The following is a 19,505-nucleotide window of genomic DNA, read 5'->3' on the forward strand; positions in this document are numbered from 1 at the left end:
TACCGTCTGACGTGGCTCGATGTGACAGCAGGCTGGGGCTGTGCGGTTCCGGCATGGTGCTCGCCGGAACCGCGCGTTTTGATACCGTTATTGCATCGGTAAGTTCAGTCCGTGCTTTTGGGCACAGGTCTGCGCCAGTTCATAGCCGGCATCGGCATGGCGCATCACGCCAGTGGCGGGATCGTTCCACAGCACGCGGCCCAGACGCGCATCTGCCGCTTCACTGCCGTCACACACAATCACCACGCCGGCGTGCTGAGAGAAGCCCATGCCCACACCGCCGCCGTGGTGCAGACTGACCCAGGTCGCACCGCCCGCCGTGTTAAGCAGGGCGTTCAGTAATGGCCAGTCAGAGACCGCGTCCGAACCGTCTTTCATCGCTTCGGTTTCACGGTTGGGCGAAGCGACGGAACCGCAGTCGAGATGATCGCGGCCAATGACTATCGGCGCTTTCAACTCGCCGGTGCGCACCATGTCATTAAAGGCCAGCGCCGCAAGATGGCGTTCGCCCAGCCCCAGCCAGCAGATACGTGCCGGTAACCCCTGGAAAGCGATGCGTTCCTGCGCCATATCCAGCCAGCGATGCAGCGTTTTATGTTCAGGGAAGAGCGCTTTGAGTTTAGCGTCCGTTTTATAGATATCCTCCGGATCGCCAGACAGGGCCACCCAGCGAAACGGTCCTTTGCCCTCGCAAAACAGGGGACGGATATAGGCGGGCACAAAACCGGGGAAATCAAACGCGTTGCTGACACCTTCATCCAGCGCGACCTGGCGGATATTGTTGCCATAATCCACAGTAGGGATGCCCATGTGACAAAAGTCGAGCATCGCCTGCACATGCACCGCCATGGAGGCGCGGGCGGCTTTTTCTACGGCTTTAGGATTCGCCTTACGTTCCTGCTCCCAGCGCGACACATCCCAGTCAATCGGCAGATAGCCGTTGACGGGATCGTGCGCCGAGGTTTGATCGGTCACGATGTCCGGCTTCGGCCCACCGGCTTTGGCGCGTTTCACCAGCTCCGGCAGGATTTCTGCCGCGTTGCCTAACAGACCCACGGAGATTGCCTTTTTCGCCTGCGTGGCCGCGTGGATTAACGTCAGGGCTTCATCCAGCGAGGTGGCTTTGTGATCGACATAGCGGGTGCGTAAACGGAAATCGATACGCGATTCCTGACATTCAATGGCCAGCACGCAGGCCCCGGCCAGCACGCCGGCCAGCGGTTGGGCACCGCCCATGCCGCCTAATCCGGCCGTCAGGATCCAGCGTCCACTTAAATCATTGTTGTAATGCTGACGTCCGGCCTCGACAAACGTCTCGTAGGTGCCCTGTACAATCCCCTGCGCACCGATGTAAATCCAGGAACCGGCGGTCATCTGGCCGTACATCATCAGCCCGGCCTTATCGAGTTCATGGAAGTGATCCCAGTTGGCCCAGTGCGGCACCAGATTGGAATTAGCCAGCAGTACGCGTGGCGCATCCGCATGGGTGCGAAACACGCCAACCGGCTTGCCCGACTGGATCAGCAGGGTTTCGTCGGGTTGCAGCACCTGTAGCGAACGTAAAATTTGCTCAAAGCATGCCCAGTTACGCGCGGCTTTACCAATCCCGCCATAGACCACCAAATCCTCCGGGCGCTCTGCCACATCGGGATCGAGGTTGTTCTGAATCATGCGGTAGGCCGCTTCAATCAACCAGTTTGCGCAGTGCAGTGTATTTCCACGCGGCGCACGAATCTCGCGTGCTACCACTTTTGCCAGGGTTTCGCTCATGACGGATTCCTTATTCAACTGAATGGGTGCCCATGCTGGGTAACAATGCGGTGAGTGCCTGCGGCCAGTCGCAGCGGCTTGCCCACTGGCGCATCGCTTCGATGTCCGGTGCCAGCAGGCGGTCTTCCTCAAGGAAGGCGACGCGTTCGCGGATCGTGCCAATGGCCTGTTCTATCAGTGCAGAACTTTGCAGGGGACGATGAAACTCAATGCCCTGGGCCGCTGCCATGGCTTCAATGCCGACTACCGCCGCGCTGTTAAAGCACATGTCGCCCAGTCGGCGGGCGGCATAGGTGGCCATCGACACGTGATCTTCCTGGTTAGCCGAGGTAGGCAAACTGTCGACGCTGCCGGGATGCGCCAGCGATTTATTTTCGGAGGCGAGCGCCGCCGCGGTGACCTGAGCAATCATAAAACCGGAGTTCACGCCGCCGTCGCGGACCAGGAAAGGGGGCAGACCGGACAAACCGGTATCCAGCAGCAGGGCCAGTCGACGTTCAGAAATGGCACCCACTTCGGCGACGGCCAGGGCAATAATGTCTGCGGCAAAAGCCACGGGTTCAGCATGGAAGTTGCCACCGGAGATCACATCACCGGTTTCGGTGAACACCAGCGGGTTATCGGACGCGGCGTTGGCTTCAATCTGCAGGATGCGGGCGGCATGGCTGAGGTTATCCAGGCACGCTCCCATGACCTGGGGGACGCAGCGGACAGAGTAGGGATCCTGCACGCGCCCACAATGGGTATGAGAACCCAGGATCTCGCTGCCTTCAATCAGGGCGGTGACGGCGGCCGCCACGGCAATCTGGCCATGCTGGCCACGCGCCTGATGAATACGCGCGTCGAACGGTTTTAATGAGCCTTTAATCGCTTCCAGCGACAGCGCGCCCGCCATTAAGCCTGCGGCAAACAGATTTTCCGCTTCGAACAGGCCGCGCAGTGCCAGCGCAGTCGATACCTGGGTACCGTTGAGTAAGGCCAGCCCTTCTTTGGGACCCAGCACAAACGGCGTCAGGCCCACTTTTGCCAGACCTTCCGTCGCCGGAATGCGTTCACCGTTGACCCGTACTTCACCTTCACCCAGCAGCATCAGCGACATGTGCGCCAGTGGGGCCAGATCGCCGGAGGCTCCCACCGATCCTTTGGCGGGAATGCACGGCATCACGCCCGCATTGAACAGGGCCAGCAACGCCTCCACCAGTTCAATCCGCACGCCAGAATGACCACGGGAAAGGCTGATGATTTTGCTGGCGACCACCAGGCGCGTCACGTTATCGGGCAGAAGTTCCCCCAGGCCGACGCTGTGAGACAGCACCAGGTTTCGCTGCAGATCGGCAAGACGGCTGGCGGGGATTTGAGTCTGCGCCAGTTTACCGAAACCGGTATTGATGCCGTACACCACGCTACCGGAGGCCACAATCGCTTCAACGGTTTGTTGCGCTTCAGTGATGGCGCGGCGAGCGCCGTCATCAAGGCTGAGTGTGACGTTGCCTTGATATATTGCGCGCAACATCGCGAGATCGACCTTGCCTGGCACCAGACGTAATCCCTGAGACGAACCTGACATACTTTGCTCCTGTCTATACAAGGGTTGGCTTATTCGCTGGCCGTTCTGTTGACCCGAATAGCGGAATAACGCGAGTGAAACATAACTGTCTATTCTTGTCTATACAAGTTGCAATCGGCATGCCAGACCGATCACAAAATTGATCAGGCATTAACAGAGGGCTAACGTGGGTAACAGGCGGGTTTCCTGCACCGCTGTAAGGCAACAGGTGCACGGTTTACGTGCCGATCTCGGGCTGGAATGTATATACATCCAGCCCGTCAGGCAGTAAACTTTGGGCATTATCAGCTTAAGGAATACGATATGGCCGAGCACACGGCAATTGCACAACTGGCAGCGGCCATGAGTGACGAACCCGCACCCATCTATCAACGGGTCAAACAGGCGATCATCAGCCAGATTCGTGAAGGCCACTGGAAAGCTAACCAACGGGTGCCTTCAGAAAGCGAGCTGGTGAATGAGCTTGGCGTAAGTCGTATGACGATTAACCGGGCATTGCGGGAATTAACCAGCGAAGGATTTCTGGTACGTATGCAAGGGGTTGGTACGTTTGTCGCGGAGATGAAAGGCTACACAGCCATGCTTGAGGTGCACAACATCGCGGATGAAATTGCGCAGCGGGGTCATCAGCACAGCTGCAAAATTCTCACCATTGGTCAGAATAAAGCCGATCCGGAACAGGCTTCCGTTCTGGGCCTGACAACCGGACAAACGCTGTTTCATTCTCTGATTGTGCATTATGAAAATGACATGCCGGTGCAACTGGAAGATCGGCTGGTGAATCCACAACTGGCCCCGGATTACCTGGCCCAGGATTACCACACGCTCACGCCTTATACGTACCTGATGCGCGCGGCACCGTTGACGGCAGGTGAACATATCGTTGAGGCGGTGATGCCGGATGCGCGACAGCGTAAATATCTGGCGATTGATGAGCACGAACCTTGTCTGCTCATCCGTCGCCAGACCTGGAGCGATAACAAGATTGTGACCTATGCGCGTTTACTCTATCCCGGCTCGCGTTACAAGCTGCTGGGGCGCTTTAAAGGGCACGGGTAAGACGAATAAACAGTAACCTCGCATCCTGGCTGTCCGGCTGCAGTCGGGTGGGATGATCGACCCACCAGACGCCCTGCTGCTCCGCTAATGGCGCATCGTTCACGATGCGCCATTCTCCTGCCAGCACCCATGCCACACCGTGCTCGCTGCTGACGGCGTCGGTGACGACGTCAGCCTGTGCCCGCCATTCGCCTCGTCGTGTCATGATGTTAAAATCCTGACTGGGCGCTTTACCCTGCAACTGAGCCTCAAGTGCCTGCTCCCCCGCAAAAGCCCAGGGCTTTTCCGGCAACAGGCGATGCGCGACGTTCTCGCCACGCAGCAGAACAGGGCTGCCGTTTAGCAGAGTGATAATGCGATCGACACCGGTAAACGCCGAGAAGGGGCCGTCGCTGGCGATGGTGGCAATACTGGCGCGCCAGGCGAAGTCGTTTGCCCCGGGCGGATAGCCGATAATTTCACGTGTTTCGCCACCGCCGTTGCGCCAGCGACTGACGGGTAAGCTGTCTAAAGAAAAAACGCTTCTCATCGCAACGCTGCCATTGCCTGCGCGAAACGGGCTGCACAGGCTTCTTCTTCTGCATGATGGCCGTCGCTGATCACCCGGTTACCCGCCACATACACGTCGCGAATCTGCTCGCGCTGGCCAGCAAACAGCCAGCGATTGAGCAGGGCAGGCTCATCCACACTGCCCAGCCAGGCGTCATCGCGTAATACCAGCCAGTCGGCGCGTTGCCCGACGGCCAGCGCCCCACTCTTTATTCCGCAGGCCTGGGCACCGCCCGCCGCGGCCTGTTGCCACAGCAGATCGCCGCCTGAGGGATGGTCGGGCAGCGTGATGCGATTGCGACGACGGTCGCGCAGGCGTTGGGCATATTCAAGCCAGCGCAACTCCTCCTGAACACTGAGCGAAACATGACTGTCGGAGCCAATGCCCCAGCGTCCGCCCTGGGCGATATAGTCCACGGCGGGAAAAATACCGTCACCGAGGTTGGCTTCCGTAGTCGGGCAGAGCCCGGCAACCGCTCCGCTGGCGGCAAGGCGCGTCACTTCGCTGTCATCAAGATGCGTTGCATGAATCAGGCACCAGCGTGCATCGACATCGAAACGCGTCATCAGCCAGCTCACCGGACGCTCGCCGCTCCAGGCCAGACTGTCATTGACCTCCTTCTCCTGCTCGGCGATGTGAATATGGATGGGTAACGTGGTCTCGCTGGCGCTGAGCACGGCATGCATTTGCGCTTCACTGACTGCGCGCAGTGAGTGAAAGCAGAGGCCTGCGTTGTGCAGGGGTTTATCTTTTATCCATGTCTGAAGACGTACCTGCTGTTGCAGATAGCTGTCGGTCTGCTGAATAAAGCGCTTTTGTCCCGGCACCGGCGGCTGAGCGCCAAAACCGCTGTAGCTGTAAAGCACCGGTAGCAACGTCTGACCTATGCCTGCCGTCTCTGCCGCCGCAATAAGCTGGCGCAGCATGGCATCGTCCGCATAAGGTTTACCGTCAATATCGTGATGCAGATAATGAAATTCTGCGACCTGGCAATAGCCGCCTTTTAGCATATCGATATACAGCAGGGCGGCGATATCACCTACCTGCCCGGGCGTCAGACGCTGCACCATGCGATACATCCGATCGCGCCAGGTCCAGAAGCTGTCCTGCGGATCGCCCGCCACTTCAGCCAGACCGGCCATGGCACGTTGAAAAGCATGTGAATGCAAATTCGCAATAGCGGGAATCACGTTACCGGCTAAACGTGTCGCTTGCCTGTCATCACCGTCGGGCGTAATCGCATCAATCATGCCCGCCGCGTTGACGCTGATACGCACCTGTTTATGCCAGCCTCCGGCCAGCCATGCGCGTGGCGCAAAAAAATTTGCCATGGTTGATCCTCAAAGGATGTAGTTGTATATACATATACATACTTTAAAGTTTGCTGTAAACGGCAAGCGCATTGTGAGGCGGGAATGGCAGAAAAACTCCAGGTAGACAGCGTGTGGAGCGGGGCAGATGTGGTAACCATGCAAAGCGGCCACTATCATCTTATCCAACAGGGTGCGCTGGCAGTAAAGGCGGGCAGGCTAGTGTGGGTTGGGCCCGCCGCCGCGATGCCGGCTTTTGAGGCGCGTGAACATCATCGTCTGCCGGGCGGGATCATCACGCCGGGTTTAGTGGACTGCCACACGCATCTGGTTTTTGGTGGCGATCGCAGTCAGGAGTTTGAGCAGCGCCTCAACGGCGTGAGCTATGCCGATATTGCGGCCCAGGGCGGCGGCATCCTTTCTACCGTTCGGGCCACCCGTGATGCCAGTGAACAAACGTTAGTAGAGACAGCCCGCTGGCGGTTGAATCGCTTGCTGGCCGAGGGCGTGACCACCGTCGAGATTAAATCCGGCTACGGTCTGGATGAAGAAAGTGAATTACGTATGCTGCGTGCCATTCGACAGCTCAGTCAGGAGGTGGCTGCGGATGTGCAGGCCACCTGCCTGGCCGCTCATGCGGTTCCGCCCGAATTTAAACAGGATCCCGATGGCTGGATCACGATCATCTGTGACCGCCTGTTACCTCAGATCAGCGCCGAAGGCCTGGCGGATGCGGTGGATGCATTCTGCGAACATCTGGCGTTTACCCCGCAGCAGGTCGCCCGGGTATTTGACCGGGCAACGGCGCTGGGCATGCCGGTGAAACTGCATGCCGAGCAGCTTTCCTCTTTGGGCGGAGCGGCGCTGGCCGCCCGTTATGGCGCGCTGTCCGCCGATCATCTGGAATATGCAACGGAAACGGATGTTCAGGCAATGGCAGAACAGGGTACGGTAGCCGTGTTATTGCCCGGCGCGTTTTATCTGCTGCGGGAAACGCAGCGCCCGCCGGTAGCGTTGTTCCGACGCTATGGTGTGCCCATGGCACTGGCGAGTGATGCCAACCCCGGCACATCGCCCGCGCTGTCGCTGCGCCTGATGCTGAATATGGGCTGCACCCTGTTCGGCATGACACCGGAAGAAGCGCTGGCAGGCGTGACCCTGTGGGGGGCAAAGGCGCTGGGGCTGGAGGCAAGTCACGGTTCGCTGGAGGCGGGAAAAGTGGCCAGTTTTGTTCACTGGCCGCTGGCCCGCCCGGCGGAACTGGTTTACTGGCTGGGCGGTGAACTGCCCTGTACCGTTATCTACCGCGGAGAAGTACAATGACACCTTTTCATTTTACCCAAGGGACTATCCCGCTGCTGGTCAGTATTCCCCATGCCGGCACGATGTTAACACCGGAAGTTGAAGCCGGGCTCAGCGATGCCGCCCGTGACTTACCGGATACGGACTGGCACATTCCACAACTTTATGATTTTGTGCGTGATATGGGAGCCAGTCTGATTATTGGCCGCTACTCACGCTTTGTTGTCGATCTCAATCGTCCCTCAGACAATCAACCGCTTTATACGACCGCCACCACCGGCCTGTTTCCGGAAACCCTGTTTGACGGCACGCCGACATTTGTTGCGGGCAAAGCCCCCACGGATGCACAGCGACAGGGATATATTCAGACAATCTGGCAGCCTTATCATCAGCAGATCCAGCAGACGCTGGCGCAGATGAAAGCGGAATTTGGCTATGCGCTGCTGTTTGACGCCCATTCGATTGCCAGTGAAATTCCACGACTGTTTGACGGTCGCCTGCCGGATCTCAATATTGGTACCAATGACGGGGCCAGTTGCAGCAAACGCGTCATCGACGGGCTGACATCGGTATGCAGCGCGCAGGATCGCTACAGCTGGGTCGTCAATGGCCGTTTCAAAGGCGGCTACATTACGCGCGCTTACGGTCAACCCGATCGGCAGATCCAGGCGGTGCAACTGGAGCTGTCGCAAATCAATTATATGGACGAGACACCGCCCTTTACCTGGCATGAAGCCCGCGCGGCAGAACTGAAAAAAGTCCTGAAGCCGCTGTTACACAGCTTTGTGGCGCAGGACAAGGGCTGACGGCGACGTTCGTGATGCGTAGCGCCCGCCTGTCAGACGCAGGAATGCCACAGTAAAGCGCACTGGTCCGCGACGCGCCTGGCGGCAACGGCGCGAAGTCGTTACCCGCTGGCAGGACGATCGCTGGCTGGCACCTGAGATCGCCCGTGCGGTCAAAACGTTACGAACGCATTCGGCAGAACTGCTCTGACTTAGCTGCGGCGCGCATCGGGCCGCACCAGGTCAAAGCGCTGTGCTTCACTGATGCCATAATACGCGCTGGGCCCACCGGCGCGTAAAATCGGTTCCGCTTTCGCCGTCTGATAAATACCGTTTTCCAGCAGGCTTTCGTCAATATGGATGGCAACGGCTTCGCCCAGCACCAGCCAGCTGTCGATGGCGCGCCCGCCGGCATCCTGTAACTGAATCAGTTGTGTCAGCCTGCATTCAAAATTCACCGGACTTTCCTGTACCAGACAGGCCTTGACCTGCGAGGCGGCCAGAGGGGTTAAGCCTGCCAGGGCAAACTCGTCCTGATCGGCTGGGGCAGAAATTGAGCTTTCATTCATGGCCTCCGCCAGCGGTCGGGTCGCCAGATTCCAGACAAATTCTTTTGTTTCAGCGATGTTTTGCACACTGTCTTTCCAGCCGCTGCTGGCGAAGCCAATAATGGGCGGCTGGTAATTGAAACAGTTAAAAAAACTGTAGGGCGCAAGGTTGCGCACGCCTTTGGCGCTGGTGCTGCTGATCCAGCCTATTGGACGTGGGCCAATGATGGCATTCAGTGGATCGTGAGGCAAACCGTGTCCGGCGCGGGGCTGATAGGAATAGCGTTTATGCATCGTCATCTCCTGGATAAAAACAGAGTCTAGCCTGGCCTGTCCGCCATGCGTTAAACCGTCAGAGCCGCACCGCTTTTTTGCGCATTGTTAACCAGATTAGTCTGGTTCAGCGACAGGAGGGAATGTTCTGTACTACAGCATTAATAACTATAAATATCAAAATCTTAATTATTTATTTGATGAGCAATCCGCGAAAAGATGTGTTTAAAAAGTAAACGAAAGTTAAACGGAATCATTTTATACATTTTGTGCTAATGAAAGTTTCGTATTTGTTTAACGAAACTGAGGCATTATGCAATCTCATCAATTGTTCTCGTGGTCGAATATGAAAAAAATTCTTGTTACAGGATCTTCTGGATTCGTTGGTGGTGCAGTCGTGGCAGAATTGCTGATGCGCCAGGATGTTGAGTTATTGCTGCTCGTCAGAGCCAGCGATGCTAACCAGGGACTGGAGAGGGTTAAAGATAATTTAACCAAGTTTTCATGTTCGGCGCAGGCGATTGCGCGCCTGACAGCAGATCAAATTCTGGTCGGCGATTTGCTGGCCCCGGAGCTTTTCCTGGATGATGCGCGCATCGATCAGATCAGCCACGTTATCAACTGCGCAGCGATTGCGTCATTTGGTGAGAATAACGATATCTGGCGCGTCAACGTGGAAGGGACGTTTAAACTGGCCGCCAGAATGGCAGCCTTGCCTGAGTTTGTTAAATTCGTCCACGTCGGCACGGCGATGTCGTCTGCCCCGGATCACGGTGAGATTGTAAAAGAAGATCTGGTGCTGTCTTCACGCGAAGATCACATTGTCGATTACACCTATTCCAAGTCGTATATCGAAAATAAGATCAAACAGGAATTGCCGCATCTGCCACTGGTCATCGCGCGTCCGTCCATTGTGGTGGGCCACTCTCAGGAAGGGTGCACACCGTCAGGCAGCATCTTCTGGGTGTTTAAAATGGTCATGAAGCTGGAGAAATTCCTCTGCTCACTCGATGACCGTGTTGATGTCATCCCGGTAGACTACTGTGCCAAATCGCTGGTGTTCCTGATGGATCATGGCTGCACCGAGGAGATGGTTTATCACATCTCTGCCGGCGAGCGCAGCAGTAATACCTTCTCTGAAATTGATTCGGCTTTTGCCAGTGCAGAAAAAAGTGCCCCGTTGGCACCGAATTATCTGCAGGTTGATTTCAGCGAAATCGTTAAAGAGCGTAAGAACTTTAAAAAGATCTACGGACCCTGCAACGAACGTCTGATGTTGCGCGCAATGCGTCTTTACGGCGAGTTCGCCCGTCTGAATGTAGTGTTCTCTAACGACAAATTACTGCGTCTGGGCATGAGCTCACCGCCAGGATTCACCAGCTATATTGACCGCTGTGTTGAAACCACCCGGGGCATGCCGATTCAGGATTTAATGCGCGTCGATTTTAAATAATCCCGCAGACTTAACGCCCCGCCAGCATTGTTGCTGGCGGGGCGCATTTTGCTTTTTTGCTCACCTCGCTTTCCTGCAACGACGCCGTACCCTCGCGATTTCGCACGTCCGCAACGTCGGCCTGCTGGCCGCTCTGTCCGAGAATGCGGTTTATTTTCTGCCCGCCACAGCGTATTGTACGCGCGCCTGAAAATATGAGAGAACGTATGAAAAAGTCTGCCAGCCCGTCCCCTTTCCATGCCCGTAACCGCCACCAGGGTGAATATGATTTTGCCGCGCTGACGGCAGCGCACCCGCCGCTGGCAGAAAAAGTCCGGCCCAACGGCTATGGCGTCATGTCGGTGGACTTTGCCGATCCTGAAGCGGTCATGCTGTTGAATCAGGCGCTGCTTAAACTGTTCTACGGCCTTGACTGGCAACTGGCGCCTGGTTCGTTGTGCCCGCCCGTGCCGGGGCGCGCTGACTATCTTCACTACCTGGCCGATTTACTGGCACTGGACAACCAGGGCAGGATCCCGCCGGCGGACATCCTGGATATTGGCTGCGGGGCGAACTGTATTTATCCCCTGATCGGCGCGGCGGAATATGGCTGGCGTTTTACCGGTACGGATATTGATGACGCGGCACTAAAAACGGCGACAAAAATTGTCGCGGCGAACCCGGGCATGCAACGCCTGATCCGCCTGCGTCGGCAAAAAAATCCCGCCGTGGTGCTGAATGGCGTGGTGAATAAGAATGAAAACTTCCATGCGGTCATCTGCAATCCGCCTTTTCACGCTTCTGCGGCAGAGGCGGCGGCCGGTTCACAGCGTAAAACGCGCAACCTGGGACTGGCACCGGCTGCACCGCTGAACTTTGGCGGCCAGCACAATGAATTGTGGTGCGAAGGGGGAGAAAAGGGCTTTGTCGGGAAAATGATCGCTGAAAGCGCCAGTCTGGCTCAGCAGGTCGTCTGGTTTACATCGCTGGTATCGCGCAAAGAGCATTTACCCGCGCTGGAGAAACAGCTGAAGGCGCTGGATACCCAGGTGGTACGTGTGGTCAATATGGCGCAGGGGCAGAAGCAGAGCCGGTTCCTGGCATGGAGCTTTATGTCCGCCGCCCAACGCGCGCAGCGATTGTCCCGCTAACGCAGGCGCTTGCGTCAGTTCGCCGCATCATCGTGTGGCGTCGCCAGAGAAAAACGGGCCGCCTGCCGGCCCGTTCGCACTCAGGAAACGTGCTGTAAAAATTCGCGCAGACGTTCGCTGGGCGGATCACTGATCAGACGGTCCGGATCGCCGTCTTCGGCAATGCGGCCTTTATCAATAAAAATCAGGCGCGACGCCACTTTCCGGGCAAAACCCACTTCGTGTGTGACGATAACCATTGTCATGCCTTCTTCAGCCAGATCCTGCATGACTTTCAGCACTTCGTGACGCAGTTCTGGGTCCAGCGCGGAGGTGGGCTCATCAAACAGCATCATTTTGGGTTTCACCGCCAGTGCCCGGGCAATCGCCACGCGCTGTTGCTGTCCACCCGAAAGCTCAGAAGGGAAATGGTTGGCGCGCTCGGCCAGGCCCACTTTCGCCAGCAGGCTATGGGCCAGTTTTCGTGCGTCTTCTTTGCTGGCACCGCGAACGCGAATCGGGCCAAAAGCCACGTTATCCAGCGCACTCATCTGCGGGAAAAGGTGGAACTGCTGAAACACCATGCCGGCTTCCTGACGAATAAGGCGATCGTCTACTTTGGGATCGTTAACGTTCAGGCCATCGACGATCAGTTCGCCGCTGGTGATCTCTTCCAGCTTGTTGATGCAACGCAGCAGCGTCGATTTACCCGAACCGGAGGGGCCGATAATCACGACGACTTCACCCTGATTAATCTTCAGGTCGATATTGTGCAGCACCTGGGTTTGGCCAAAATGCTTTGAGACGTTTTTAAATTCAATCACAGGATTTTCACCCTTTTCTCAATACGGCGCAGCACAAAGCTCAACACCAACGTAATCACAAGATAAATAACGGCCACTGCGCTCCAGATTTCCAGCGCGCGGAAGTTACCGGCAATAATTTCCTGTCCCTGGCGGGTCAGTTCGGCCACACCGATCACAATAAACAGCGAGGTGTCCTTAATGCTGACAATCCACTGATTGCCCAGAGGGGGCAGCATACGACGCAGCGCCAGCGGCATGATGACGTAGCGCAGGGTTTCGCGGCCTGACAGGCCCAAAGCCAGCCCGGCCTCGCGAAAGCCTTTGTTAATGGACAGGACCGCACCGCGGGTAATTTCCGCAATATAGGCACCCGAGTTAATCATAATGGTTACCACCGCGGCGGTGAACGGATCGATGCGTAAATCCGGGAACGCCATAGGCAGGGCAAAATAGATGAACATAACCTGCACGACGATGGGCGTACCGCGAATGATTTCAATAAAAACCAGGGCGATATTATTGCTCAGCCAGCCACCGTATGCGCGGGCAAAACCCGCGACCAGGCCGATGATCAATCCACCGACCAGGCCAATAATGGAAATAATTAAGGTCAGTTTTGCGCCTTCGAGTAGCGCGGGCATGGCTGGCCAGATGACGCTCCAGTCAAAATCCATGGTGAAACTCCGCTGTTGTTGCGATGGAAAAAAGCAGGGACAGGGTCCCTGCTGAAAAATAAAAAACGGACTCAGTGATTATTTCGGTTCAGTTCCGAACCACTTTTTATAGAGTTGATTGTAGGTACCGTTCTCTTTAAGCGTTTTTAGCGCGCCGTTCACTTTTTCACGCAGTTCATCACTGCCTTTCGGGAACGCAATGCCGTACTGCTGGGCTTCAATAGAATCACCTACAGCTTTGAAACGGCCTTTACCTGCGGTGTTGATGAAATAGAGAATATTGGGCGTATCGTGCAGCACTGCGTCAGCGCGGTTGGTGCCCAGTTCCATGTAAGCGTTATCGATATTCGGGAACTGACGCAGATCTTTCGTTTTGATGTGCGTCTTCGCATAATCTACGGAACCCGTGCCGCTCTTCACCGCCACCACTTTGCCGTTCAGATCGTCAATGCCTTTGATGTCTTTCTCGTTGTTACGCACCATGACCAGCAGACCGCTTTTGTAGTAGCCGTCAGAGAACTCAATAGCTTTCTTGCGCTCGTCAGTAATGGTAATGCCGGCCAGTGCCACATCGACGTTGTGCGTCTGAAGGGCAGGGATGATGCCGCTGAAGTCCATTGGCTTCAGGGTGTAATCCAGTTTCAGTTCCTTCGCAATGGCATCCCATAAATCCACGTCAAAGCCGACATATTTGTCACCTTGTTTGAATTCAAACGGGACAAAAGCCGTATCGGTGGCGACGATCAGTTTCTTTTCTGCTGCTGGAGTGGAGAGAGAGAAGGCCAGCGCCAACGCGGCCACAGAGATGTTAAATAGCGATTTCATCATTTTTCCTTATTGCGACCAGGCGCAGGGCCCGGGTTTGCGAGCTATCATTTGCGGGCTATCATATGAAAAAAGTATGCCAACTTTTCAAAATGTAAAAAATATAATGATCAGGAGATCATCGCTGACACGATTCTGCAACCTGTCGCGCCGATGCACCATTATGGTGTTCCATCATGGTGCGAAGCGCTAAAGTGGTGCAGGAGTAGTGTGCATCAGAAGGCGAAAACGGGAAGGGCGCAGCGTCAGAAATGTTAACAAAGTCATAAATTATAGTAACACAGACGTAAAAAAGGCGGGTTTCCCCGCCTGGTAATAGCCTGTAAGACCGTTATTCGATATTAGACTCAATGAACCACAGGAATTTATCCAGGTCACGAGAAGCCGCGGTAAAGATATCGGCGGTATCTTCATCTTTCACTTCAGAAATCGCTTTGCGCGTATCGTTAGCCACCACAGCATAACGGTCGGCCAGCGCTTTCAGATGATCCTGTACGCTGTGGATATTCAGCGGATAGCTTTTCAGTGGCGTTTTATCGTTGACGACCTGAGTGGTACCCAGTGCTACACCACCCAGTTGCACCACGCGTTCCGCGATAGTGTCCTGATGATCGGTGATGGTGGTACGGAAACCGTCCAGCATTTCGTGCACACCGATGAAGTTCGCGCCGCGCATGTTCCAGTGCGCTTGCTTAGTGATCAGGGACAGATCGATGAACTCCACGACCAGGCGATTGAGCACCTCAATGGTGGCGCGCTTTTCGTCATCTGCCACGTCATTACGGGTATAAAGTAGATCAGAAGATTTTGTTTTAACCAGTTTAGCGGTACTCATTGTTTCAGTCCTCTCTTTCAATGGTTGTCCTAATCAAGTACGAAACTAAGTATAGCAGCGATTTGCCGCCTTGCAGGATTGGCTTAATCAATGGATGAAATAGCATTCACCTTAGCGTGCGTGGGAACGCGGGTGAAATAGTTAATAAATTGTTAAAGTTAAAATTTCATAAAGCACTTTAAATACATATGGTTAAATAAAAATTCAATCGAATGATTTTTATCTGTATTAAATATTAACTTTCTATTACACATTAACTGAAATAATTATCAGCATGAGAGTTATTGTTATTTAGCCTGCCTTTCAGCAGGCGGAAACCTGTTATGTCTTTTTATTATCAGATAATTCTATTGCATTTAACTGGCGCTTTCTGGGACGCATGGTCAGGGTAGCGCCGGACGAGGCCAGGATAATCGCCAGCAGCGCCAGACACTGCACACCAGAAAGGCTCTCATTCAGATAAAGCATGCCAGACAGCGCCGCCACCGCAGGCTCAAGGCTCATCAGCGTACCAAAAATGCGCGCAGGTAAACGGGTCAGTGCCATCATTTCCAGTGAATAGGGAAGCGCCGTTGAAAGAAAGGCCACTAAAATGGCAACCGGCACGACGCTCCATTGCCAGATGCCGCTTGCGGCAAACGTCAGCCCTACGGGAACAAAAATCAGCGAAGCGATCAGAGAGCCGATGGCGACCGTTGCCGCGCCGTGCTCTGCGCCCGCGCGCTGCCCTGACAGAATATAGACTGCCCAACAGACACCGGCACCGAGCGCAAATAGTGCACCTATCGGATCGACGGAGGTAATACCGGTACTGAACGGCAGTAAAAACCACAGCCCAATGACCGCCAGTATGACCCAAAGAAAATCGAGTGGCCGACGTGAGCCGAGCAGCGCAAGCGTAAGCGGGCCAACAAACTCCAGCCCGACCGCGATGCCAAGCGGTACCGTCCGAATAGACAGGTAAAATAAAAAGTTCATCGTACCCAATGCTAAGCCATAAATAATCAGCGGCATGCGCTGTTCAGGACGAAAACGCAGTCGCCAGGGCTTGAAGATGAGGCAAAGGATGACGGTGCCAAAGCCCAGGCGCAATGCGGTGATGCCGGTGGCACCCACGGTGGGAAAAAGTGTTTTTGCCAGTGAGGCGCCGCCCTGAAGCGACAACATCGAGATAAGTAACACGACGACAGGGAGTAAAGCTGGCGTGAGCGATTTGAGTGGCGAAACTGACATCCTGTTGATACTTCCCAATCAATGAGCTAACAAGATGACCAGTGTAAAGGAAATGTTGGTCAAAAAGGGGACGTAAACTGATTTTAATTTTGTCTGTTTGCCTGCTTTTTAAGCATTTTTTCCGGCTGGAAAGTAAATTAATGTCAGGTTTTTTTAGGAATTTACTTAAAGAATGAAAATTTGTTTGGGGTCATTATTGCAAGGATATGACGGTTTTTATAAGAAAAATGAATGACATAGGAAACTCCATTAACTTTCTGTTACACCAAACACTGTGTTAGACAACAAAATGCGGGCAGAGTTTCTCGCTATTTTTTGTTATATTTTTAGCGTTGTCAGGAGAGAAGTACTTTCACATTTGAGGTGGTTATGAAAAAAATTGCATGTCTTTCAGCATTAGCCTGTGTGTTAGCAGTCGCAACAGGTTCCGCCATGGCACAGAGCACCGTAACCGGTGGCTACGCACAGAGCGACTACCAGGGCGTTGCTAACAAAGCAAACGGCTTCAACCTGAAATATCGCTATGAAGACGGTTCTAACCCACTGGGTTGGATCGGCTCATTCACTTACACCGAGAAAGATCGTACCGAAGACGGCATTTACAATAAAGGCCAGTACTACGGTATCACCGGTGGTCCAGCATTCCGTCTGAATGACTGGGCAAGCATCTATGGTGTGGTTGGTGTTGGCTACGGCAAATACCAGGCTAACGACACCACTTCACGCGACAAAGCTGACACCAGCGACTACGGTTTCTCTTACGGCGCAGGTATGCAGTTCAACCCAATGGAAAACGTTGCACTGGACGTTGGCTATGAGCAGAGCCGCATCCGTAGCGTTGACGTTGGTACCTGGATTGCTGGCGTAGGCTACAGCTTCTAAGCGAGCTTAGTCGAGATTAAAAAAACGGCCCTCTTCAGGGCCGTTTTTATTGGTAACAAAAACCCGCGCTAATAACCTGCCTTTGTCTTTGTCTTTGTCTTTGTCTTTGTCTTTGTCTTTGTCATTGTCTTTGTCTTTGCCACCGCGACTGTCCCTGTATCTGTCTTCTCCGCGCCGCATTACGTTCTGACATTAACCCGCGCCCCGGACTTCCCTTGCAGGAAGCCTTTTTTCCAGGCCCGCACAGAACAAAAGAAGTGCGCCTTACACAGCGGCTGTATTTTGACGCTTACCTTTACAGGAACAGCGCTAAGCGCAGGGCACAGGTGACCGGATCAGAAGCGTGGATCAATGCAGGCGCGCGGCGAGGAAAGGAAAACAGGCCGCGCGTGGGTAATGAATCTGAATGTGAAAACGGATTCAGCCGCGCCAGATCAGTTTTTGGCAGTAGCGCGTTTCCGGCTGCTGGCCCAGCAGACGCTCAATAAGCATGAGGCGCAGCGTAAAAGGGGAGCGCGTCAGCAGGCACCACCAGGATTTTCCTGATGTTATTTTTTCGGCCTGGAAGCATTTGCTGCAGTCGATACAGCTTTTCAGAGTGCTCATAGCATCACCTCCCATAAAATTTAACGCAACGGTAAGCAGAGATCGTGCTTTAATGCATCACTCTGTTTACATTATCGACAAATATAGCACTGGCTATACCGTTTAGCCAAGGCTAACGACGAAAAATTTGAGCTTATTTGCGCCTGGTTTACAATGAGCGCAGCTAAATCCACACGGAAGGGCTGGTGTGGAAAAAATAAAGAGGAAGCTGAATGAGTCGTCGTGCCAAAAGCGTGGTTTCTGCCCCGCAAGGACCACTAAAAGATATTGAAGAGCATGTCGAAGGTTTTCGGCAGGTGCGCGAAGCGCATCGTCGTGAACTGATTGATGACTATGTTGAGCTAATCTCTGATTTGATTGGTGAGTTTGGCGAGGCGCGCCAGGTCGACATGGCCGCGCGTTTGGGGGTTTCGCAACCGACCGTCGCCAAAATGTTAAAGCGGTTAGGAACCGCCGGCCTGGTCGAGCAGGTGCCTTATCGCGGCGTCTTTTTGACGCGTGAAGGGGAAAAGCTGGCTGAAGAGAGCCGCGCCCGCCATCACATCGTTGAAACCTTCCTGTTAGCGCTTGGCATTAGTCCGGAAACGGCACGCCGCGATTCTGAAGGCATCGAACATCACGTCAGTGATGAAACCCTGGCCGTATTCCAGAAATTTTACCAAAACAATTAATCCTCAGTTAAGGCGCCGGACATCATGCCCATTGTGCTTCGCTCATTTCTGCATGACCATATATTGCACTTGTTAGTCGTTGTTGGGGTTGTTCTGCTGTTTCTTGCTCATTACCACTGGGCGGATCTGCCTGCCGCAGTGGACTGGCACACCATCATCACCCTGAGTGGACTGCTTATCCTCACCAAGGGGTTAGAAACCAGTGGGTATTTTGATGTTCTGGGCGGTCGGTTAATTGCGGGATTTAAGCATGAGCGCACGCTGGCCCTGTTTATGGTGCTGGCGGCGGCGGTGCTCTCGACCTTCTTAACCAACGATGTGGCCCTGTTTATTCTGGTGCCGCTGACGCTGACATTGCGCAAGTTTTCCCATTTACCGATTTCCCGCTTAATCATCTTCGAAGCGCTGGCCGTAAATGCCGGTTCGTTGCTGACGCCGGTGGGCAATCCGCAGAATATTTTGCTGTGGAGCCACGGCTCGCTGAGTGTAGTCGGTTTTATCTGGCAAATGACGCCGCTGGCCGTCTGGCTGTTGTTAAGCCTGCTGGTCGTCACCTGGTTTAGTTTTGCCAAACGCGCAATTGAAAAACATGAGAACGCAGAACAGCACAGCTGGCAGAAGCCACTGTTTGCCGTCAGTCTGGCGCTTTACGTCTTGTTTATCGCCGCGCTGGAGTGGCACCTGACCGGCTGGGCGCTACTGCTGATTCTTGTCTGCTTTTTTATTATGGCGCGCCAGGTATTGCTGAATATCGACTGGAGCCTGCTGGTGGTCTTCATCGTCATGTTCCTGGACGTGTTCTTGCTGACACGCTTGCCTGTTGTGCAGGCCCATTTTGATGCGATTGCCCATCTTGCCAAAGGGGAGCTTTACCTGTTGGCGATTGGCTTGTCACAGGTAATCAGTAATGTGCCTGCCACGATCCTGCTTTTGCAGAAAGTGCCGCCTTCAGACGTCCTTGCCTGGGCGGTCAATATCGGTGGGTTTGGCCTGCTACCGGGTTCGCTTGCCAACCTGATTGCGCTGCGCATGGCGAAAGATCGTGCCATCTGGTGGCGCTTCCATCTGTTCTCCGTTCCCTTACTCGCATGGTCAATGCTGACCGGCTGGCTGTTGCTCAAACTGGTTGCCTGACGCGAACCTGTCCTGCCCTCGTGGCAGGACGTGCGAACTTTCTCAAGTTAAGTAAAGTTGTACTGGATTTTGTCAGTTTTCGATCTAATGTTTAGTTGACTTTCTACGCCCAG

At 54.5% G+C, this 19,505-nt stretch carries 19 protein-coding genes; 8 read left to right on the forward strand and 11 right to left on the reverse strand.

Translation table 11 applies throughout. From position 1 onward, the window contains the following. Positions 1–87: 87 nt before the first annotated feature. Complete coding sequence (gene hutU / locus C7434_RS02230) at positions 88–1,770, reverse strand: urocanate hydratase (protein WP_006118568.1); 1,683 nt, start codon at positions 1,768–1,770, stop codon at positions 88–90. 10 nt (positions 1,771–1,780) lie between these two features. Continuing rightward, the gene (gene hutH, locus C7434_RS02235; RefSeq protein ID WP_110267752.1) at positions 1,781–3,337 is read right to left on the reverse strand and encodes a histidine ammonia-lyase; all 1,557 of its coding nucleotides are present in this window, start codon (positions 3,335–3,337) and stop codon (positions 1,781–1,783) included. A 303-nt stretch (positions 3,338–3,640) separates the two neighbouring features. On the opposite strand from hutH, the gene hutC reads away from it, so the two are divergent. Further along, on the forward strand, positions 3,641–4,396 hold the full coding sequence (gene hutC / locus C7434_RS02240; RefSeq protein ID WP_039341448.1) for a histidine utilization repressor: 756 nt from the start codon (positions 3,641–3,643) through the stop codon (positions 4,394–4,396). On the opposite strand, the gene C7434_RS02245 is transcribed toward hutC, so the two are convergent. Together C7434_RS02245 and C7434_RS02250 are read right to left on the reverse strand one after the other, a co-directional pair. Next, complete coding sequence (locus tag C7434_RS02245; RefSeq protein WP_133745099.1) at positions 4,380–4,925, reverse strand: HutD family protein; 546 nt, start codon at positions 4,923–4,925, stop codon at positions 4,380–4,382. The two genes, hutC and C7434_RS02245, sit on opposite strands and share 17 nt — an antisense overlap. Further along, a complete protein-coding gene (locus C7434_RS02250) occupies positions 4,922–6,277 on the reverse strand; it encodes a formimidoylglutamate deiminase (protein WP_133745100.1) in 1,356 nt (451 codons plus the stop codon). Before C7434_RS02250 ends, C7434_RS02245 begins: the two co-directional genes overlap by 4 nt. 84 nt (positions 6,278–6,361) lie before the next feature. Here C7434_RS02250 and hutI point away from each other — a divergent pair, with 84 nt between their 5' ends. Together hutI and hutG are read left to right on the forward strand one after the other, a co-directional pair. Next, entirely contained in the window at positions 6,362–7,579 is a 1,218-nt protein-coding gene (gene hutI / locus C7434_RS02255; RefSeq protein WP_133745101.1) for an imidazolonepropionase, read from the forward strand. Then, complete coding sequence (gene hutG, locus C7434_RS02260) at positions 7,576–8,364, forward strand: N-formylglutamate deformylase (protein WP_133745102.1); 789 nt, start codon at positions 7,576–7,578, stop codon at positions 8,362–8,364. Before hutI ends, hutG begins: the two co-directional genes overlap by 4 nt. A gap of 191 nt (positions 8,365–8,555) precedes the next feature. On the opposite strand, the gene C7434_RS02265 is transcribed toward hutG, so the two are convergent. Then, complete coding sequence (locus C7434_RS02265; RefSeq protein ID WP_033737690.1) at positions 8,556–9,191, reverse strand: flavin reductase family protein; 636 nt, start codon at positions 9,189–9,191, stop codon at positions 8,556–8,558. 319 nt (positions 9,192–9,510) lie between these two features. On the opposite strand from C7434_RS02265, the gene C7434_RS02270 reads away from it, so the two are divergent. Both C7434_RS02270 and rlmF read left to right on the forward strand, forming a co-directional pair. Continuing rightward, positions 9,511–10,617 (forward strand): SDR family oxidoreductase, encoded by a 1,107-nt coding sequence (locus C7434_RS02270; protein WP_033737689.1) that lies wholly within the window; start codon positions 9,511–9,513, stop codon positions 10,615–10,617. A gap of 206 nt (positions 10,618–10,823) precedes the next feature. Continuing rightward, positions 10,824–11,747 (forward strand): 23S rRNA (adenine(1618)-N(6))-methyltransferase RlmF, encoded by a 924-nt coding sequence (gene rlmF, locus C7434_RS02275; RefSeq protein ID WP_054634366.1) that lies wholly within the window; start codon positions 10,824–10,826, stop codon positions 11,745–11,747. Between the two features lie 80 nt (positions 11,748–11,827). Here the strand turns inward: rlmF and glnQ are convergent, their stop codons facing one another. From glnQ to rhtA, 5 genes are all read right to left on the reverse strand, one after another. Beyond that, the gene (gene glnQ, locus C7434_RS02280; protein ID WP_039341430.1) at positions 11,828–12,550 is read right to left on the reverse strand and encodes a glutamine ABC transporter ATP-binding protein GlnQ; all 723 of its coding nucleotides are present in this window, start codon (positions 12,548–12,550) and stop codon (positions 11,828–11,830) included. Next, positions 12,547–13,206, reverse strand: coding sequence for a glutamine ABC transporter permease GlnP (gene glnP / locus C7434_RS02285; protein WP_033737688.1), 660 nt, complete (start codon positions 13,204–13,206; stop codon positions 12,547–12,549). Before glnP ends, glnQ begins: the two co-directional genes overlap by 4 nt. Before the next feature lie 78 nt (positions 13,207–13,284). Further along, positions 13,285–14,031, reverse strand: a complete 747-nt coding sequence (gene glnH, locus C7434_RS02290; protein WP_033737687.1) for a glutamine ABC transporter substrate-binding protein GlnH — start codon at positions 14,029–14,031, stop codon at positions 13,285–13,287. Between the two features lie 331 nt (positions 14,032–14,362). Continuing rightward, positions 14,363–14,866: a DNA starvation/stationary phase protection protein Dps gene (gene dps / locus C7434_RS02295; RefSeq protein WP_033737686.1), complete on the reverse strand. Its 504-nt coding sequence runs from the start codon at positions 14,864–14,866 to the stop codon at positions 14,363–14,365. 321 nt (positions 14,867–15,187) lie between these two features. Then, positions 15,188–16,099, reverse strand: coding sequence for a threonine/homoserine exporter RhtA (gene rhtA, locus C7434_RS02300; protein ID WP_133745103.1), 912 nt, complete (start codon positions 16,097–16,099; stop codon positions 15,188–15,190). A gap of 369 nt (positions 16,100–16,468) precedes the next feature. On the opposite strand from rhtA, the gene ompX reads away from it, so the two are divergent. Then, positions 16,469–16,981 (forward strand): outer membrane protein OmpX, encoded by a 513-nt coding sequence (gene ompX / locus C7434_RS02305; RefSeq protein WP_033737684.1) that lies wholly within the window; start codon positions 16,469–16,471, stop codon positions 16,979–16,981. A 420-nt stretch (positions 16,982–17,401) separates the two neighbouring features. On the opposite strand, the gene C7434_RS02310 is transcribed toward ompX, so the two are convergent. Further along, positions 17,402–17,587 carry a hypothetical protein gene (locus C7434_RS02310; RefSeq protein WP_133745104.1) on the reverse strand — a complete coding sequence of 62 codons (186 nt, stop codon included), beginning with the start codon at positions 17,585–17,587 and terminating at the stop codon, positions 17,402–17,404. Between the two features lie 212 nt (positions 17,588–17,799). Here C7434_RS02310 and mntR point away from each other — a divergent pair, with 212 nt between their 5' ends. Further along, positions 17,800–18,258, forward strand: coding sequence for a manganese-binding transcriptional regulator MntR (gene mntR / locus C7434_RS02315; RefSeq protein ID WP_033737682.1), 459 nt, complete (start codon positions 17,800–17,802; stop codon positions 18,256–18,258). 24 nt (positions 18,259–18,282) lie between these two features. Beyond that, complete coding sequence (locus tag C7434_RS02320) at positions 18,283–19,392, forward strand: SLC13 family permease (RefSeq protein WP_054634256.1); 1,110 nt, start codon at positions 18,283–18,285, stop codon at positions 19,390–19,392. The last annotated feature ends 113 nt before the right edge of the window (positions 19,393–19,505 follow it).

The sequence above is a fragment of the Pantoea sp. PNA 14-12 genome, assembly GCF_004364735.1.
GTDB lineage: Bacteria > Pseudomonadota > Gammaproteobacteria > Enterobacterales > Enterobacteriaceae > Pantoea > Pantoea stewartii.

What these genes read in the sequence shown, in the direction of transcription:
- C7434_RS02270 (WP_033737689.1), top strand. Translation starts at nt 9,511, where the DNA reads ATGAAAAAAATTCTTGTTACAGGATCTTCTGGATTCGTTGGTGGTGCA.
- rlmF (WP_054634366.1), top strand. Translation starts at nt 10,824, where the DNA reads ATGAAAAAGTCTGCCAGCCCGTCCCCTTTCCATGCCCGTAACCGCCAC.
- hutH (WP_110267752.1), bottom strand. Translation starts at nt 3,337, where the DNA reads ATGTCAGGTTCGTCTCAGGGATTACGTCTGGTGCCAGGCAAGGTCGAT.
- rhtA (WP_133745103.1), bottom strand. Translation starts at nt 16,099, where the DNA reads ATGTCAGTTTCGCCACTCAAATCGCTCACGCCAGCTTTACTCCCTGTC.
- C7434_RS02265 (WP_033737690.1), bottom strand. Translation starts at nt 9,191, where the DNA reads ATGACGATGCATAAACGCTATTCCTATCAGCCCCGCGCCGGACACGGT.
- glnH (WP_033737687.1), bottom strand. Translation starts at nt 14,031, where the DNA reads ATGAAATCGCTATTTAACATCTCTGTGGCCGCGTTGGCGCTGGCCTTC.
- dps (WP_033737686.1), bottom strand. Translation starts at nt 14,866, where the DNA reads ATGAGTACCGCTAAACTGGTTAAAACAAAATCTTCTGATCTACTTTAT.
- mntR (WP_033737682.1), top strand. Translation starts at nt 17,800, where the DNA reads ATGAGTCGTCGTGCCAAAAGCGTGGTTTCTGCCCCGCAAGGACCACTA.
- hutI (WP_133745101.1), top strand. Translation starts at nt 6,362, where the DNA reads ATGGCAGAAAAACTCCAGGTAGACAGCGTGTGGAGCGGGGCAGATGTG.
- C7434_RS02250 (WP_133745100.1), bottom strand. Translation starts at nt 6,277, where the DNA reads ATGGCAAATTTTTTTGCGCCACGCGCATGGCTGGCCGGAGGCTGGCAT.
- hutC (WP_039341448.1), top strand. Translation starts at nt 3,641, where the DNA reads ATGGCCGAGCACACGGCAATTGCACAACTGGCAGCGGCCATGAGTGAC.
- ompX (WP_033737684.1), top strand. Translation starts at nt 16,469, where the DNA reads ATGAAAAAAATTGCATGTCTTTCAGCATTAGCCTGTGTGTTAGCAGTC.
- hutG (WP_133745102.1), top strand. Translation starts at nt 7,576, where the DNA reads ATGACACCTTTTCATTTTACCCAAGGGACTATCCCGCTGCTGGTCAGT.
- C7434_RS02310 (WP_133745104.1), bottom strand. Translation starts at nt 17,587, where the DNA reads ATGAGCACTCTGAAAAGCTGTATCGACTGCAGCAAATGCTTCCAGGCC.
- C7434_RS02320 (WP_054634256.1), top strand. Translation starts at nt 18,283, where the DNA reads ATGCCCATTGTGCTTCGCTCATTTCTGCATGACCATATATTGCACTTG.
- glnP (WP_033737688.1), bottom strand. Translation starts at nt 13,206, where the DNA reads ATGGATTTTGACTGGAGCGTCATCTGGCCAGCCATGCCCGCGCTACTC.
- hutU (WP_006118568.1), bottom strand. Translation starts at nt 1,770, where the DNA reads ATGAGCGAAACCCTGGCAAAAGTGGTAGCACGCGAGATTCGTGCGCCG.
- C7434_RS02245 (WP_133745099.1), bottom strand. Translation starts at nt 4,925, where the DNA reads ATGAGAAGCGTTTTTTCTTTAGACAGCTTACCCGTCAGTCGCTGGCGC.